This is a genomic window from Vibrio sp. 10N.222.49.A3 (assembly GCF_041475145.1).
Taxonomy (GTDB): Bacteria; Pseudomonadota; Gammaproteobacteria; order Enterobacterales; family Vibrionaceae; genus Vibrio; species Vibrio tasmaniensis_A.
The window spans coordinates 1-16,885 of the sequence record NZ_JBFRVM010000221.1 but is presented as its reverse complement, the minus strand read 5'-3'; the positions used below and the strand labels follow the sequence as shown (position 1 = coordinate 16,885).

The 16,885-nt window shown below is 40.0% G+C and carries 13 protein-coding genes; 10 read left to right on the top strand and 3 right to left on the bottom strand.

Going from position 1 to position 16,885, the window contains the following annotated elements:
• Positions 1-144: 144 nt before the first annotated feature.
• Both AB4589_RS23530 and AB4589_RS23525 read right to left on the bottom strand, forming a co-directional pair.
• The gene (locus AB4589_RS23530) at positions 145-477 is read right to left on the bottom strand and encodes a hypothetical protein (protein ID WP_372101810.1); all 333 of its coding nucleotides are present in this window, start codon (positions 475-477) and stop codon (positions 145-147) included.
• Positions 467-976: a hypothetical protein gene (locus tag AB4589_RS23525; protein WP_372101809.1), complete on the bottom strand. Its 510-nt coding sequence runs from the start codon at positions 974-976 to the stop codon at positions 467-469. The genes AB4589_RS23530 and AB4589_RS23525 overlap by 11 nt, the downstream gene beginning before the upstream one ends.
• A 334-nt stretch (positions 977-1,310) precedes the next feature.
• Between AB4589_RS23525 and AB4589_RS23520 the strand changes: the two genes are divergently transcribed.
• The 10 genes from AB4589_RS23520 (at position 1,311) to AB4589_RS23475 (ending at position 15,229) form a co-directional block, all read left to right on the top strand.
• A complete protein-coding gene (locus AB4589_RS23520) occupies positions 1,311-3,062 on the top strand; it encodes a type I restriction-modification system subunit M (RefSeq protein WP_372101808.1) in 1,752 nt (583 codons plus the stop codon).
• Entirely contained in the window at positions 3,055-4,305 is a 1,251-nt protein-coding gene (locus AB4589_RS23515; protein WP_372101807.1) for a restriction endonuclease subunit S, read from the top strand. The genes AB4589_RS23520 and AB4589_RS23515 overlap by 8 nt, the downstream gene beginning before the upstream one ends.
• Positions 4,305-5,144 (top strand): hypothetical protein, encoded by an 840-nt coding sequence (locus AB4589_RS23510; protein WP_372101806.1) that lies wholly within the window; start codon positions 4,305-4,307, stop codon positions 5,142-5,144. Before AB4589_RS23515 ends, AB4589_RS23510 begins: the two co-directional genes overlap by 1 nt.
• The gene (locus tag AB4589_RS23505; protein ID WP_372101805.1) at positions 5,137-5,751 is read left to right on the top strand and encodes a hypothetical protein; all 615 of its coding nucleotides are present in this window, start codon (positions 5,137-5,139) and stop codon (positions 5,749-5,751) included. Before AB4589_RS23510 ends, AB4589_RS23505 begins: the two co-directional genes overlap by 8 nt.
• Before the next feature lie 17 nt (positions 5,752-5,768).
• Complete coding sequence (locus AB4589_RS23500; protein ID WP_372101804.1) at positions 5,769-8,984, top strand: type I restriction endonuclease subunit R; 3,216 nt, start codon at positions 5,769-5,771, stop codon at positions 8,982-8,984.
• A gap of 31 nt (positions 8,985-9,015) precedes the next feature.
• On the top strand, positions 9,016-9,747 hold the full coding sequence (locus tag AB4589_RS23495) for a M48 family metallopeptidase (RefSeq protein ID WP_372101803.1): 732 nt from the start codon (positions 9,016-9,018) through the stop codon (positions 9,745-9,747).
• A gap of 475 nt (positions 9,748-10,222) precedes the next feature.
• On the top strand, positions 10,223-11,476 hold the full coding sequence (locus AB4589_RS23490; RefSeq protein ID WP_372101802.1) for a DNA cytosine methyltransferase: 1,254 nt from the start codon (positions 10,223-10,225) through the stop codon (positions 11,474-11,476).
• On the top strand, positions 11,463-13,919 hold the full coding sequence (locus AB4589_RS23485) for an ATP-binding protein (RefSeq protein WP_372101801.1): 2,457 nt from the start codon (positions 11,463-11,465) through the stop codon (positions 13,917-13,919). Before AB4589_RS23490 ends, AB4589_RS23485 begins: the two co-directional genes overlap by 14 nt.
• Positions 13,870-14,781 (top strand): hypothetical protein, encoded by a 912-nt coding sequence (locus AB4589_RS23480; RefSeq protein ID WP_372101800.1) that lies wholly within the window; start codon positions 13,870-13,872, stop codon positions 14,779-14,781. Before AB4589_RS23485 ends, AB4589_RS23480 begins: the two co-directional genes overlap by 50 nt.
• Positions 14,774-15,229, top strand: coding sequence for a hypothetical protein (locus tag AB4589_RS23475; protein WP_372101799.1), 456 nt, complete (start codon positions 14,774-14,776; stop codon positions 15,227-15,229). Before AB4589_RS23480 ends, AB4589_RS23475 begins: the two co-directional genes overlap by 8 nt.
• A gap of 48 nt (positions 15,230-15,277) precedes the next feature.
• On the opposite strand, the gene AB4589_RS23470 is transcribed toward AB4589_RS23475, so the two are convergent.
• Positions 15,278-16,885 (bottom strand): AAA family ATPase (locus tag AB4589_RS23470; RefSeq protein WP_372101798.1); only part of this gene is annotated, 1,608 nt, incomplete at its 5' end.

Sequence of the window (16,885 nt, the reverse complement as noted above, 5' to 3'; positions counted from 1 at the left end):
CTGACTGGAGCAGATCAACCTTTGCTTCTTACTAGTGGGTACACCAAATCTTTGAATGATTTATGTTCGGCTAGCTTTATGTTGAATAGCTTCTTAATTGCATCAGGCGTTGAGATGTAGCTATCGGTTGAGGTGTAGCTATCGTTAGATTTCACACGATAGCTCCAATAGTTTTCGCTCTGGCAACGGCTTATCTTTTAATGACTCGCGTGCAATAAACTGTGCTCGCTCATACCAATCTGAACGGCAGCCATATTCGGACTTTTCATATTGGTCAATCACCCCCAAGCAGTATCCAGCGCGTAAACTTTCTGATAGCGATGTGGTTTGTGCCGCTAACAATCGTTTCGAACTTTTGGAGTCATAAATATTGATAAGTTCAACACAGCTATCGACCAGAGAGAGTTTTTTAGCATTGGAAACCATTGGTAAGATCGCTAGTGTAATAGCAAGCATAGCGTGTTTTTTATTGAGCATTTGTTACCTCAGCGTCCGTTTGTGCTTGTTTAGTATCGTTGTCGTTATTTGGGGTTTCTAATGGGGTGTCTGAGCCTGGGTTTAGAATCAGATTCTTGCTTGGGACTGCAATATACAAGCACAGTAATATAATGCTGAAAGAAAAGATTTGGTCGTAACGTTGCTCTAGCAATAACAGGTTTTTAAATTGCTCGGTACCTTCGAATAGGTCAATAAAAACAATCGTACTGGCACAAAGTAGCGCAGCCGTAATGAATTTTCCGTGCCATAAAAACGGGGTGCTAATGATATGCCACCAGTGAAGTGAGGTTTGTTTTGTATATACCCAATAGCGTTTTAGCAACACAAGAAATGAGATAAAAAAGATAATCTCGATGGTTGATACATCAGATAACCCATCTTGATATTCAAAAATATTGAGTAATTCAAAACTGATGACTGCAATACTCAGACTGACGAGGAAAATGTAAATTAACGCTTTTAAAATAAATCCTAGCAAGCGACTTAATGTCCAATCAGCCTGCTGTAAATAGTGTTTTAAAGAGGGCGTAGCCAATTTGGGCTTCGGGGTATCGTTGTTGATAGTGCTCTGCTCATGATTTGTTTACGTAATAGATATTTTACATATATCACGGGTATTTAATTGCATAAAAAATAGATATTCATATGAAATGTTATGCAAATCATGGATTGCATCGATGATTTGTTGTGTTTGCACTCTTTCATTGCCCCACCAGCTACTTCCCCGTAAAATTCGCGTCAATATCTGTTCGTACCAATACGACAACGTACACCTTCGTACGAGATCACCTCATATTCTGTAGGTAACATTAATGACCAACAAACTCTCCCTTCAGCAGCTTGAATCTTTCCTTTGGGAAACCGCTGACATTCTTCGTGGCAACATGGATGCTTCTGAATTTAAAGACTACATCTTTGGCATGATGTTTCTAAAGCGCATGTCGGATGCGTTTGAAGAAGAACAAGAGAAAGTCATTGCCTACTACCTAGGTAAAGGTAAAACACAACAACAAGCTGAAGAGCTGGCAAATGATGAAGATGAGTACGACGATACTTTTTATATGCCTGAAAGTTCTCGTTGGTCTGCGCTTAAAGATTTAAAGCACAACATCGGTGAAAGCCTGAATAAAGCGACAGAAGCGATTGAAGAGCACAACTCTGCGCTTGAAGGCGTGTTGGTAACGATTGACTTCAACATTAAGAATAAGCTGACCGATGCAAAGCTGCGTGACTTGCTTTCTCACTTTAGCCAGCACCGTCTGCGTAATGAAGATTTTGAGCGTCCAGATATGCTGGGAACCGCTTACGAATACCTAATCAAGATGTTTGCCGACAGCGCGGGTAAAAAGGGCGGTGAGTTCTATACCCCTAGCGAAGTAGTACAACTGCTGGTGGCATTGTTAAAGCCTCATGCGGGCATGCGTATATACGATCCAACCACAGGTTCGGGCGGTATGCTGGTTCAAACTCGTAACCACCTTGCTAAAAATGGCGAGAACGCATCAAACCTATCGCTATTTGGGCAAGAGATGAACCTAAATACGTGGGCGATTTGTAAGATGAACATGTTCTTACATGGCGTGCAAAGTGCCGATATTCGTAAAGGCGATACTCTGCGTGAGCCTAAGCATACCGAAGGCGGTGAGCTAATGAGCTTTGACCGCGTAATCGCTAACCCGCCGTTCTCACTGAAAAAGTGGGGTAAAGATGAGTGTGATAGTGATGGTTTTGGCCGCTTCCCTTATGGCACACCACCAAAAGATGCGGGTGATTTAGCTTTTGTTCAGCACATGATTGCCAGTACCAATAATGAAGGTATGGTCGGTGTGGTCATGCCTCATGGTGTGCTATTCCGTGGTTCAAGTGAAAAAGCGATTCGCCAAGGTATTTTGGAAGACGATTTGCTCGAAGCGGTGATCGGTCTGCCATCGGGTTTGTTCTATGGCACAGGCATTCCTGCATGCTTGCTTATCATTAACAAGAACAAAGCCGCAGCTCGTAAGGGCAAAGTGTTGTTCATCAACTCAGAGCTAGAATTTGAAGAGGGTAAAAACCAGAACAAACTGCGTAAGCAAGACATCACTAAGATTGTCGAAACGTTCGAAAACCATTCATTTGAAAGCAAGTGCGATATTAAACGCTATGCCAAAGTGGTGAACTTTTCAGATATTGCCGAGAACGATTTTAACCTCAACATCCGCCGTTATGCCGATACTTCACCACCAGCCGAGATTTTTGATGTGCGAGCGATTCTTCATGGTGGTGTTCCAGTACGTGAAGTGGAAGACGAATATATTGAAGAAGAAATCCTAGCAGGGTTTGATATTTCCTTGGTGTTCGATAAAACCAACGAAGATTACTATGCCTTTAAACCAAGCATCGAAAGCAAAGAACAGATTCGAGAAGTGATAGAGAAAGCGGATGCGAAGGTTCTTCCCCTAACAATAAGCCAACTAGAACGCTGGTGGGATAAATACCAAGTCTCACTTCATGAACTAGATGAACAAGTAACGGGCGCAGAGCAAGTAATGCAAGGTTATTTGAAGGAGCTGGGCTATGAGTAAACTTCCTGAAAAATGGAAAATACTGTCCATAGGCGACTTTGCAAAAACTTCTGCGGGAGGAACTCCTAGTACTCAAATTCAAGAATATTGGGAAGGGGGGGATATTCCTTGGATGTCTTCAGGGGAAGTTCATAAGAAGCGAGTGTTTGCTGTTGATGGCCGTATAACACAGTCTGGTTACGGCAATAGTAGCGCAAAGTTATTCCCACCAAAGACAATATTAATGGCTCTTGCTGGGCAAGGTAAAACTCGCGGTACAGTCGCTATTAGTGAAATAGAGTTAACAACCAATCAATCTATTGCGGGGATATCAGTAACCGCTAAAAACGTATCACCTGACTTTGTGTATCATAACTTGGATAGTCGATATGATGAACTTAGAGGCGTTTCGGGAGGAAGTGGTAGGGCTGGATTGAACTTAACAATTATTAATGAGCAGGAACTGTTGCTCCCCCCACTCCCAGAGCAAAAGAAAATCGCTGCTATTCTCACTTCTGTCGATGATGTGATTGAAAAAACACAGGCGCAAATCGACAAGCTCAAAGACCTAAAAACAGGCATGATGCAAGAGCTACTCACCCGTGGTGTCGGTGTGGATGGTAAGCCGCATACCGAGTTTAAAGACTCGCCAATGGGTAGAATTCCTAAAGGGTGGAATTGTTGTTTACTTGATAAAGTCGCGAAGAGGGGCAGTGGTCATACGCCTGACAAGAAGAAACCAGAATATTGGAATGACGGTATTAAATGGGTATCACTTACTGATTCATCCAAATTAGACAAACTCTATATTTCCGAGACAGCTAAGAAAATAAGTCAATTGGGCATAGAAAACTCGTCTGCGACACTACATCCCAAAGGAACTGTAGTAATGGCTCGAGATGCTGGCGTCGGCAAGAGTGCGATAATGACCAGTTCAATGGCTGTGAGTCAGCACTTTATGGCATGGGTTTGTGGTGAAAAGCTTGATAATTATTTCCTCTACTACCTACTTCAGCATTGGAAGCCACAGTTTGAGGCTATAGCTATGGGGAGCACAATCAAGACAATTGGTTTGCCATACTTTAAGAAGCTTCAAATCCCTGTCCCTTCTGTTGAAGAGCAACGAGTAATTTCTGGTGCATTGAATAGTGTAGATAACAAGATGTTCGCTTTGGAACGTAAACATAAACAACTAACGAGCACCAAAAAAGCCCTTATGCAAGATCTCCTTACGGGCAAGGTTCGTGTGAAGGTAGACAGCTAATGTTAAAAGCAATTCTTCACGGAAAGGCAGGGCGTATTGAGCACGGTGGGCAAGACTCGGTACGCTGGGCAAGCGTGTTTAAAGCCCGTGAAGATTTGCTCACGTCTACCTTTTTTGAGCGCTTTGCTTACCTATCTGATGATGTTCAAACTCAAATCCTAGTGAGTTGTTTTTCTCTATCGCCTGATCATTTTCAGGCGAAATTTGGTGTATTTCAATCTATCGACTATTGGCCGAGGTATGCTTTAACAGAAGACGGTGAATCTCGCCAAGTTGAACCTGATTTGGTGATTCGCTTTGAACTGTGCAATTTGATTGTTGAAGTCAAACCACCAGCAGGTGGCGATCAGTATTACGACCAATGGCAAAGAGAAATTGCTTCTTTTATTCAGTCGGATGAGCACAACGACCTACCGCTATACTTTCTTGCGATTGGGCGTATTGAAACAGGCAACGCGACCCAATGGGCTGAGTTACTTCACGAACGCTATGATTGCCTTAAAACAGTTAGTGCCACTAAGTGGCAAGCCGTTACCGACAACTTGGTTAAGTTAATCGAAGGTGATGGCATAAGCCCTACAGACAGACGAGTGCTTACCGATATGCTAGAAGCATTAGCTTTGTATGGGTTAAAAACGAATAGCTTTGAGTGGCATGATCTTATCTGTCACGGTTTTAACGCATTATCACTTCAACACTCATTACTTTCTGATCATAGTATCAAGCAAGAGCTTGTTTCTGTCTGTGCATTTCAGTCTGAACCTCGTCTTATCAATCATAACTTTACTCCCGTCAGTTTAGATACCCTGTCGGTTTGGCCTAGGAACACCCATGAATAACTCACAACCAGAAGATCTGTTCACCCAAGTCAGAACTGCGCACCGTTTGCTCGCGGCCTATTATCAGCGCTTACTGCCGACTCTTGAACAGATAGCGCATAGCGTTAATACAGAGTTCTATTTTTGGCACCCTGTTCGTTTTGATAAGCCGGGGAAAAATCCGTTTAAAAAATGGCAGTGGGATTTATTACCCGCCACCAATACGCGCTATGTGTTTAAGCAGTTCAGTAGCTACGGCGCCGTCACGCTCAATGATTACATTGTTGAATTTATTGTTATTAATGACTCGGGTGTGAATGATGAAGAGTATCAAGCACAGCCAGACGCATTAAAATTGAAAATCCCTGTAAGTGAAGCGGCAAGTGTTTTAAGGGTAGCGATTTATCGAGCTGTGGCTGAAAAAGAGGGCGATTTTTATCAACAGTGGGAGGCAGGCAGCTACCCTAACTACTGTGATTCCGTTGAGATTGAGCAAGACAACCTCTTTTTAAAATATGGCTTTGAAGTCCCTTTAGAGAGCCTACTAACAGAGGAAGGTGTTGAAGCGATAACCGCGAGAATTCAACAGCGCCTTGAAGAAACAAAACAGGTAGAGCCCGTCGCATAGCGTTAGCTAGGAATGATATGAAAAACAACGAATTCGATAAAGTAGAAGCCCCCGCTATTGCCCAGCTGGTGAAGCTCGGCTGGACTTATGTGCAAGGTAAATCACTTTCCCCAGAACATTCGAACCAAGAGCGTGCCTATCTACGTGACGTAATACTGGTGAAGCGCTTAGAAGCGGCGATTAAACGCATCAACCCTTGGATAAGTGACGAAAACCTACGCAAAGTATCAAGGGACGTGACTCACCCTAGCTTTGCTGCCTTAATGGAGTACAACCACGCCTTTTACCAAACCATGGTGAACTACCTATCGGTTGAGCAAGATTTAGGTAAAGGGCGCAAAGGGCAAACCGTTAAACTTATCGACTTCGATACGCTTTCCAATAACGAATTTCTAGTCACCAACCAGTTCAAAGTGGAAGGGATTAACCAGAAAATTATCCCCGATATTATCTGCTTTGTTAATGGCATCCCTCTTGCGGTAATTGAGTGTAAATCGCCATACATTTCAGACCCAATGAGCCATGGTATTGATCAGCTTCGTCGTTATGCAGATTTACGTGAACAGCAAGACGGTGAAGGGGCAGAGAAGCTATTTTGGTATAACCAACTGATGGTTTCTACCTGTCGTGACCAAGCCAAAGTCGGCACCATTAGCTCTAGCAGCCAGCACTATGGTGATTGGAAAGACGCTTACCCATTCAGTGATGAAGCGTTAGCGAACCAGTCGCTTCAGGATAACGTAGTAATGTTTCGTTCTGCGGTGGAGGTTCAATACCCTGATGATGTATTAGATGATGACTCTGTTAGTGAATCTAATATAGAAAGCCAAGTCGAAATTATGCAAGCAGCAGAGCCCAAAGCCAGTTATGAGGTTTTGACCCATGTGACGGCTCAGCAACGTTTGCTAGCAGGTATGTTCAGCTTAGACAACTTCCTCGACATACTGCAAAACTTCCTCATCTATGAAACCGATGATGGGAAAATCATCAAGAAAGTGGCTCGCTATCAGCAATACCGAGCGGTGAATAAAGTCATCGAACGCTTGAAGGGAGGCAAAGATCGCAAAGCCCTTTCTCGTAAAGAAAGAAGCGGTGTGGTTTGGCATACCCAAGGCAGTGGTAAATCACTCACTATGGTTATGCTTGCCGTTAAGATGCGCCGTGACCCAGAATTACAGCAGTACAAATTGGTGTTCATTACCGATAGAACACAACTGGATGAGCAGCTTTCCAATACCTTCCGTGATGCCCAAGGCGAAACCGTTTATAACGCGGGTTCTGTGGCTGAGCTAAAAGAACTCTTAAAGAAAGACAGCTCTGATCTTGTAACTGCGATGGTGCAAAAGTTCTCCGATCTTGAAAAAGAGCAAGAGAAACAATCGTCAGTAGCGGAAGGCTTTGTAGACTTAAACCCGAGTGACAAAATAATCGTTCTTGCTGATGAAGCTCATCGCACTCAGTTTGGTGGGCTAGCCATGACCATCAATGCCGCGCTACCGAATGCGCCTAAAGTAGGCTTTACGGGGACACCTTTGCTTAAAACGCAAAAGATGGGTCAAGCGTTTGGTGGCTATATTGATGAATACAAAATCAATGAAGCAGTCGAAGATGGTGCAACCGTACGCTTGCTGTATGAAGGCAGAGAAGTGCAATCAGAAGTGGCGGGAGAGTCTCTTGATAAGCTGTTTGAAGAGTATTTTGGTGAATACACCGAAGACGAACAACGAGAAATAAAGAAAAAGTACGGAGTGGAGCGTGCAGTACGTGAAGCGCCGGCTCGTATTCGCTGGGTATGTTTAGATCTGCTTAAACACTATAAAGAACACATTCGCCCAGATGGTTTTAAAGCGATGATAGTGGTGGGTAGCCGTCATGCTGCCGCTATTTTTAAAAAGACGCTTGATGAGCTGGGTGCGCCTCCTTCTGAGGTGATCATCTCAGGTATGCAGAATGAAAAGCAGTACTTGGCGCAATACACCGACAAAGCACATCACAAGAAGGTGATCGCTAATTTCAAGAAACCATTTGGTATTGATAAAGCGGGAACTGAAGAGAAGAACAAAAAGTTTGATAACACGGCGTTTCTTATTGTGAAAGATATGCTGTTAACGGGGTTCGATGCGCCTATTGCTCAAGTCATGTATATCGACCGTAAGTTACAAGACCACACACTGATGCAAGCTATTGCCCGTGTGAACCGTACCTATAAAGGTAAGAATTGTGGCTATGTGGTGGATTATCACGGGTTAGCTACTCATCTTACTGAAGCGTTAGACTTGTTCAGCAGCGAAGATGTAGAAGGCACATACCAAAGCCTGAAAGATGAAATACCTAAGCTAAAAGCGAAACACACGAGAGCAATGTCGTTCTTCAATAATGTCAAAAGTGACGATATTGATGACTACGTGTTGGCGCTAAAAGATGAAACGACTCGTGCGCAGTTCGACCTTGCTTTTAAGTTGTTCGCCAAACAACTCAACGTGATTTTGCCTGACGCCAGTGCTGCCCCTTTCATTCCGGATATGAAGTTACTGGGCAAAGTTCATAACGCATCAAAAACGCGGTATCGAGACGCTGGCTTAGATATGCGTGAAATCGGTGAAAAGGTTCGCCAGTTGGTGGATGAGCACATTCTTAGTACAGGAGTAGACCCGAAAATACCCCCTGTAGATTTACTGGCGGCGAACTTCAAAGAGACGATAAAACCAACCAAGTCGGATGAATCGAAAGCGTCTGAGATTGAGAGTGCAATTAAGCATCACATTACCATTAATCTCGATGAAGACCCTGAATATTACCGTTCGTTGAGTTTACGCCTGCGTGATGTCATTGAAAAAACAGCAGGTCAATGGTCACTTCAGTTAGAACTACTGCTTGAGATGACCGACGATATTGGCAATGCCCACCAGCAAGCAGCACAAGATGTGGGTTTGTCGGAAACGGAATTTGCTTTCTACAATATTCTTATCTCAGAAGTCACACATGTCAGTGATGGCGATGTGATTGATGAGTCGCTTCATGAGTCAATAAAACAGACAACTCAAACCTTAGTCGCAATGCTGGACGAGGCAACGGAGATTATTGATTTCTTTGCTAAGCAAGATGAAGTGAAGCGTATGAAGAAAGAGATTAAGCGTGCTGTGCTTGATCAGCCGTTTGGTGACAAAGCATTGGTTAGTGCTCTTCAAGAGCGTTTTATGGATCTCGCTAAGCATAAGTTTGGTAATAAGTGAGTAAGCCCTAATCTATGAGTAAGAAAAAGCTATGAATAAGCAAAAAGCTACGAGCAAGCATGAGCCTGAGCTTATCCATACTGAAGGCTACAGTGTGCTGGTGGAGCGTACCTTTCGCAGAAAAACCGCTTCAATTAAAGTTGATGAAGGTGAAGTGATCATCGTTGTCCCTAAGCTGCTGGAGCGTGACAAAATAGATAAGCTTTTAGCGAGTAAACATCAGTGGATAGTCGAAAAGATAGCGCAATACCAAACCACCAGCCCTGCGACAATGCGAGAGTATGTGTCAGGTGAGTCATTGCCATACTTAGGGCGGAATTATCGCTTAAAAGTGCTTAAAGGCGACTTAGCGCCTACAAAACTGCTTAATGGGCGTATTACCGTCACCGTTCCCGATCCATCCACACAAGTGCACTATATTCGCCGAGCTTTAACGAATTGGTATAAGCGTCATGCTGATAAGAAGATTCGAGAGAAGGTAAGGCGTTACGAATCGCTGGTGGGCGTCGAAACGGGCGTTGTTAGAACTAAAGAGTTTAAGAGTAGATGGGGCAGTTGTACCCCCTACGGTGATTTAGAATTTAACTGGGTGATTGTTATGGCTCCCAACAGGGTTGTTGATTACGTAGTGGTGCATGAGCTTTGTCATCTAATTCACCATGACCATTCGCCACAGTTCTGGAAAGAAGTTGAACGAGTCATGCCCGACTATAAAGAGCATAAAGAGTGGCTTAGAGAAAATGCACAAAATCTAATCATATAGTGCGTACATTCACTAATGTAAAAAGACATCCTCAAATGAGACATAAAAAAAGGGCCAACTCTTTCGAGTTGGCCCTTTCCAAACGTTTGGTGGGCTGGCGTCATCTGAGTTTAAGTCCCAATGCATTATAAATCAATAATTTAAAATTCTTATTTAAAGTCGATGTTACTATTAGTGTTACATTAAATTGTTACTTAAAGAGGAACTGAACCACCGTCCCGCATATGGCTGTTTGCTATATTAAGTATCAATATAATAACAAAACGTTCTAATTGATATCAGCTTTTCTGGAGTAAATCTAAGCTATTACTTTTGATAACACCGCAATTATAGCGCTTTAGAATAGACTATTTTTGTTCAGGAGATAAAATACTCAAATAAAGTGCATATACCTGGCGTTTTAACCGTTCCAAGGTATAATACGTAAAAGTCTATGCTACTAAAAAATAAGAGAAAATGGTCGATGTGTAAGAGTTTGAACAATATAGAAAAGATGACATATATCGATCTTTTTTCTGGATGCGGAGGGTTTTCTTTAGGGTTGGGAAATGCTGGTTGGAAAGGGCTGTTTGCGGTTGAAAAAGACGAAATGGCATTCTCAACATTTAAACATAACCTGATAGACGGCAAATCCTCACATTTTAATTGGCCTGACTGGTTGCCCAAAAAAGCGACTACTATCCAAGATCTTTTAGTGAACTTTCCAGAACAGCTAAAATCACTGAATGGGTCTATAGACCTTATTGCAGGAGGGCCCCCATGCCAAGGCTTTTCACTCGCAGGACGAAGAAACGCGAAAGATCCTAGAAACAAGCTGTCTGAAGAATATATCAAAATGGTGGAATTAGTTTCTCCTCGATTTCTACTTCTTGAGAACGTGAGAGGATTCAATTCATCATTTAAGAGCGCAAAGGGACAAAAAGCTAAAGTTCCATATTCTATGGTGGTTAAAGCAAAACTAGAAAAGTTAGGTTATAAGGTTTTTTATGACTACGTGTGTAGTGCTGATTACGGTGTTCCTCAGAAGCGAACACGGTTCATCATGATAGGTGTAAAAGCTGATTTAGTGACAGATGCTTTTGAAAATCCTTTTGAAGTTCTTACTGGAACTAGAAGAGAGTTTTTGCTTGAAAAGAAATTGCCACTGAAACCTGTCAAAGTAAAGGATGCTATAGGCGACTTACTAATCTCAAAAAATAACCTAAGGCATCACTCTGGAAGCGAAGTCAGTGGTTTTAAGCAAATAGACTATCAAGTACCTAAAAAACAATCAAAGTACTTACGACTGATTCGAAAAGCTATGGGGCAGGCAGAACCAAATAGTTTACGTCTAGCTAGACACAAGCCATCTACTATTGAAAAATTTCAACGGATCCAAGAAATTTGCACTCCAGGAGTTAGCTTAAATGATGCGATGCGGCATGAGATAGGCACAAAGAAGCAAGCTATTACCGTTTTGAATGAAAATGAGCCATCAAAAACGTTAACAACTCTACCAGATGATCTATTGCATTATTCTGAACCAAGAATCCTTACCGTAAGAGAGATGGCAAGAATACAGTCATTTCCCGACCATTTTGATATTTTGGGTAAGTACACTACTGGTGGTGATAGAAGAAAATTGGAGTGTCCACGTTACACGCAAGTAGGAAATGCTGTGCCACCACTCTTAGGTGAAGCTTTAGGGGGATTAATGCGAATAATTAGGGAATCTCATGGAAAAGACTAGATCGCACTTTAGGGTAAGTTCTGCTCTAAAGAATATTATAGGTAAAGACTTAATTGTAGATAACTTTGTTGCTATTTTTGAACTAGTAAAAAACTCATTTGATGCAAACGCAGTTAATGTTGAAGTCGAGTTTACCCGTATTACTAAAAGCTCAGATGCCAGAAAAATCGTGATTAGAGATGATGGCAAGGGAATGGATTTAGATGATATTGAAAACAAATGGTTATTTGTTGCCTATTCAGCCAAAAAAGAAGGCACTGAAGACTATAGGGATGAAATAAAGTCACAAAGAGTCTATGCAGGAGCGAAAGGAATTGGTCGATTTTCTTGTGATAGACTTGGACAGAAGTTGAACATTTATTCAAGACGAAGCCCTAATCAAAATTACTCAAAATTGTCAGTTGACTGGCAAGACTTTGAGCTAGATATGAAGGACAATTTTGATAATATTGGAGTCGTTTATGAAGAGGTTTCTGATTGTCCTTATCCATTTGATGTGGGTACGGTGTTAGAAATATCTGATTTGCGAACTAATTGGAATAACCAAAATCTACTACAACTCCGTCAATCTTTAGAGAAGTTAATTAATCCGTCTCAAGATAATGGACGCTCCCCATTTTCAATTAATTTAATTGCTAAAGATTACTTGGAGTATGATAAAGAACAAGTTGAACTAGGTAATGAATTCAATGTAATTAATGGACATGTAAAGAACTTTCTTTTTGAAAAGTTAGAGCTAAAAACCACTCGAATAGATGTATCAATTAGTCCTGATGGTAAGTTCATAACAACAGAGCTTTATGACCGCGGTTTATTTGTGTATAGGCTTGTTGAAGAGCTAAATAATGAGATTTCGTATGTATTGAAAAATATAAACTTTCACCTTTTTTCAATGAATCAATCTTCAAAATCATTATTTACTAAATATATGGGGGTAAGGCCAGTCCAATTTGGTTCGGTCTTTGTCTACAAGAATGGATTTAGAATTCATCCTATAGGTGAAGTAGGTCGAGGTGATGTTTTTGGTCTTGATGGAAGAAAACAACAGGGTACGAGTCGTTATTTTGGTACTCGAGATCTAGTTGGAAGAATTGAGATTAATGGAGTTAATGATTATTTAACAGAAGCGTCTAGTCGAGATGGTGGTTTAGAAAGAAATAACGCATTTTATATATTGAGCGATTTTTTTAAAACTAACGTTTTAAAGAGATTAGAACGATATGCTATAGATGTTGTTAAATACGGAAGTGTTAATGATATCGACATATCATCATTTGTTGATGAAATCTCTGATGAGAAAGCTCTCGAGTTCATTGATAGCCTAACGAGAGGTGAAAATATCGTGGATGTTTCATTTAATCCAGATATTTTTACTGTTGTACATAATGCTTCCGAAAAAAGTTTAAAGTCTCTTCTAAAGAATTTATCAAAAATCGCAGTCAGCGCTAATAATGATGACCTAAATAAAGAAATTTCAAAAATAGAGAGTAGAATTAGTGACTTTTCGAAGCTAGCTTATGACGCAGACCTAGAAGCAGAAAGAGAGAAAAAAGCAAGAATTAGAGCTGAAAACTTAGCAAGAAAAGAGGCTGAAATTGCGCGTGCTGAAGCTCTTAGAGCGGAAGAACAAACTAAAATAGCGGAGAGTGAATCTCGAAGGGCGAATCAAGAAGCAGAAAAAACTAAACTCGTAGAAAAAGAGATTGCTTTTGTTAAAGAGAAAGCTGAAAAAGTAACAAAAGAATCTTTATTTCTTCGTTCAATGGTATCTAGTGATATTGATAATGTAGTGGCATTACATCACCATATTGGTATTGCTGCTGGTACTATTGAAAATTATGTAAGATCAGTTAGTAAGAAAATAAAAAGTGGTAAGCCAGTAACTACAGATACATTCTTGAGTGTACTTGATGAGATTTCTTTCGTAGCTAGGCAAATTACATCCACTACAAGGTTTGCGACTAAAGCAAATTTTAACTTAGAAGCAGAACTTATAAAAGCCAATCTATATGACTATATTAGAGAGTATATTCTTAATATTTGCCAAGGAATGATTAAAGTTGATGGCGACTATAGGACTAATATAAAATTTATTTGGGATGAATTGGATGTAACTGATTTTGTTACTGAGTTTAGACCTCTAGAGATTGCAATGGTTTTGGATACGTTAATTAATAATTCTGTAAAAGCCAAAGCTAAAAAAATAAAATTAACACCTATTATTGATAAGAATTCTATATTCATAGAGTTTTTAGATGATGGGAAAGGTATAAAGAAATCAATTAGAAAAGAAGTTTTTGATATGGGGTTTACTACGTCAAAGGGTTCAGGTTTAGGCTTACATCATGCAAAATCTATAATGACTAAGATTAAAGGTGATATAGAGCTTCTGGATGATGATCAGAATAGGGCAAAGTTCTTGCTCACATTTAATAGGGGTTAAAATGCGTTATAGAATAATTTGGGTTGATGACTCTCGTACTTGGGTTGATTCAGTTCGCGATGATCTGATGGAGACTTTTACAGAAAAAGGTTTTACCCCTATACTTAAAGAGTACCAAGAGATTGGTGAAGATGTTAAAAGTGAAATTGATAATAATTATTCTGATCTTATAATTTTGGATTGTAATTTACCAGGAACAAATGGTGATGTGTTTATTAGAGAGTTAAGAGATTTAGGTTGCTATGCCCATATAATTTTCTACTCAAATAACGAAGAGAATTTGGATTTAATAAAAGATGATGATCATTTCATTAATATCACTCCGCGTGCAAATATATTCGATACAATTGAAGATGTAGTTAATGAGGCTTACAGAAAGTATAATCACCCTTCTTTTAAGAGAGGGCTTTTACTTTCTGAATTTATAGATTTAGAGTCATTGATGAATGATTTCATTTCAAGTTGCTTTAAGAGTGAATCTAAATATTTTATGGAAACTGTAATAAATAAAGGAGGAGAGAGTTACTCCTTATCTACAAAGTTCAAGTTTATTAGTCGAGTACTTAAAGATTCCAAGATAAATAAACCAGAAATCACTGGTAATATAGATTCTATCGGATTTACTAACTCAAAATTCAACGATAAGATACTCAAGAGAAGAAATATATTGGCTCATGCACATCCCAAATATAGTAGTGAAAGTGGGAAGATAACATTGGTTAGTGCATTTGAAGATGTAGATTTTACTAGTGATTGGTTTTTTGATACGAGGAATTATATCCACGAGCATAAAAATATGATTAAGAAAATGATTGCTCTGAATTTATGCAATGTAGTTAATCCTGAGACTGAAAATGCTTAAGAGAACTGTAATTGTTGATTTGGATGGCACATTGGCTTTAAATAAGCACAGAGCACATTATATTGACAAAAATAAAGTGGGTAAAGTTGATTGGAATTCTTATTTTCTAGCATGTGATAAGGATGAACCTAATCAGCCTGTAATTGAATCTATAAATGCTTTGAAAAAGCAAGGTTTTAATGTGCATATATTTTCTGCTAGAGGTGATATTGCTAAAAGTAAAACAATTGACTGGCTTGTAATTAATGATGTCCACTATGATCATCTAACTATGAGAGAAATGGATACTTTTACTCCAGATGAAATTTTAAAAAGATTCTGGCTACTTGACCTATATCCTAATTATAAACAGGATATATTATGCGTATTTGATGATAGAGACAAAGTAGTCAACATGTGGCGTGAACTTGGGTTAGTTTGCTTTCAAGTCGCTGAAGGCGATTTCTAATTAACTCTAGTGATGGTGCGCTATTTATTAGCGCACCATAATATTAAGTTAGTGTTGAATTTCGTGATTTTTTGGTATTAGCTTTTCGTTAACGTGGTTATCTAAGTATTCTATAGCTAGCTTATGTTTACTCCTGAAGTTCATCATTTTAGCGTACTCCTCTAGCCTGGAATTTGTGCTGATTTTTTTTCCCGTTGATAAATAATCGACGTCTTTGCTGTTAAAGAAAAAATAGCTATTATCTTTATGTCGTGAGCCTGCCACATAAGTAGCTTCTCTGCCCATATATGAGTTGTATAGTATAAAGGTACTACCATTAACTGTGATGCCTTGTGAGCTATAAACAGTCATAGCGTATGCATGTATTAACGGGAAGTTTCCGTTCTCATCGGTGTAGTTTTGGTTGTTGATGGTAACGGTTGTAGAATCGTTACATTTAATCTGTAAGTTGTACTGCTCGCCACCTATAGATATCTTCATCACTTTACCAAATGTTCCGTTACTAACACCTAGCTTATAATCATTTTTCGTAAACCGTACACGATCACCAACGGCAAAAGCTTGAATCATAGTTCTTCCTGAGACACTGCATTTTATTTCTATCAGGTCATCTTCAACTTCACCACACTTTTTAAAGTGCGCTCGGAGCTGTGAGGAAATGCTATCAACGTCGCTCCATTTTTGAGCAAGAACTATTGCCTCTTTATGTGGGTTACTTACAACATACGATTTCCATTTTTTTACAAGTTGCATGATGGCTAGTTGATGCGATTGTGCAATGGTAATAAGTGAGCGTTTACTAAGCTCTTGCAAAGCGACTAGCGCGTTTCCATCTCGAAAATTTGCTACAACTTGTCTAGCCCAGAGTTCATTTTGCCGTCTGATTGTTTGAATCCTAGACGTGCCAATGATTTCTGGTTGCGACAAAAATTTGAGAACTCCCCCTAACTCAATTGCGTCTAGCTGTTTGTCTTCACCAACTAGAATCACTTTGGTTTGACTTTCTTTTGCGAGCTTTAGGATAGAGTGCATTTGCTTACATCCAACTTGCCCAGCCTCATCTATAACTAAGACATTAATAAATCTGAGCGGATGTTTTCCCGCTTTACTATCAGCAAGTAGCTTTGCGATAGTTCCTGATTTTATACCTGTTTCCATCTGTAAATTGTCAGCAGCTATTTTTGCAATACAAGCCCCAAAAACTGTTTGATTATGCCGCTCATACACTTGCTTTATCGTTTTCATAGAAAAGCTTTTTCCTGTTCCTGCAGAACCTTGAAGGATGCAAAAAGCCTTACTATTCATTATGCATTCAATGCTCGCTCTCTGCTCTTCTGACAAGGTATTCCCTTTTTGTTTAGAAACTAGGCTGCGAAAATCAGATACACAAGGATCAGTATGGAATGTCGTTGCCATCACTTTAGCTATTGTCACTAGCTCATTTTCCAATTGAATGATTTCTTGGGTGCTGTAGATTAAGTAGCCTTTTCTGTCTACACCAAGAGCAATAGTTCGATCTGATATTGAAGCCCTTTGGCTCAACGCATTGATGCTTTTTGCTCTATCCCCGCTATATTGAGCTTGTATTCCTATTTGGTAGTATAAATCTTGTTCTCTGAAAACAGACTTGGATAGGGTCCCCCTCTGGCAGGATAG

Excerpts from the sequence above, each read along its gene's own strand:
- AB4589_RS23530 (WP_372101810.1), bottom strand. The coding sequence starts at position 477 with ATGCTCAATAAAAAACACGCTATGCTTGCTATTACACTAGCGATCTTA.
- AB4589_RS23520 (WP_372101808.1), top strand. The coding sequence starts at position 1,311 with ATGACCAACAAACTCTCCCTTCAGCAGCTTGAATCTTTCCTTTGGGAA.
- AB4589_RS23515 (WP_372101807.1), top strand. The coding sequence starts at position 3,055 with ATGAGTAAACTTCCTGAAAAATGGAAAATACTGTCCATAGGCGACTTT.
- AB4589_RS23510 (WP_372101806.1), top strand. The coding sequence starts at position 4,305 with ATGTTAAAAGCAATTCTTCACGGAAAGGCAGGGCGTATTGAGCACGGT.
- AB4589_RS23505 (WP_372101805.1), top strand. The coding sequence starts at position 5,137 with ATGAATAACTCACAACCAGAAGATCTGTTCACCCAAGTCAGAACTGCG.
- AB4589_RS23500 (WP_372101804.1), top strand. The coding sequence starts at position 5,769 with ATGAAAAACAACGAATTCGATAAAGTAGAAGCCCCCGCTATTGCCCAG.
- AB4589_RS23495 (WP_372101803.1), top strand. The coding sequence starts at position 9,016 with ATGAATAAGCAAAAAGCTACGAGCAAGCATGAGCCTGAGCTTATCCAT.
- AB4589_RS23485 (WP_372101801.1), top strand. The coding sequence starts at position 11,463 with ATGGAAAAGACTAGATCGCACTTTAGGGTAAGTTCTGCTCTAAAGAAT.
- AB4589_RS23480 (WP_372101800.1), top strand. The coding sequence starts at position 13,870 with ATGATGATCAGAATAGGGCAAAGTTCTTGCTCACATTTAATAGGGGTT.
- AB4589_RS23475 (WP_372101799.1), top strand. The coding sequence starts at position 14,774 with ATGCTTAAGAGAACTGTAATTGTTGATTTGGATGGCACATTGGCTTTA.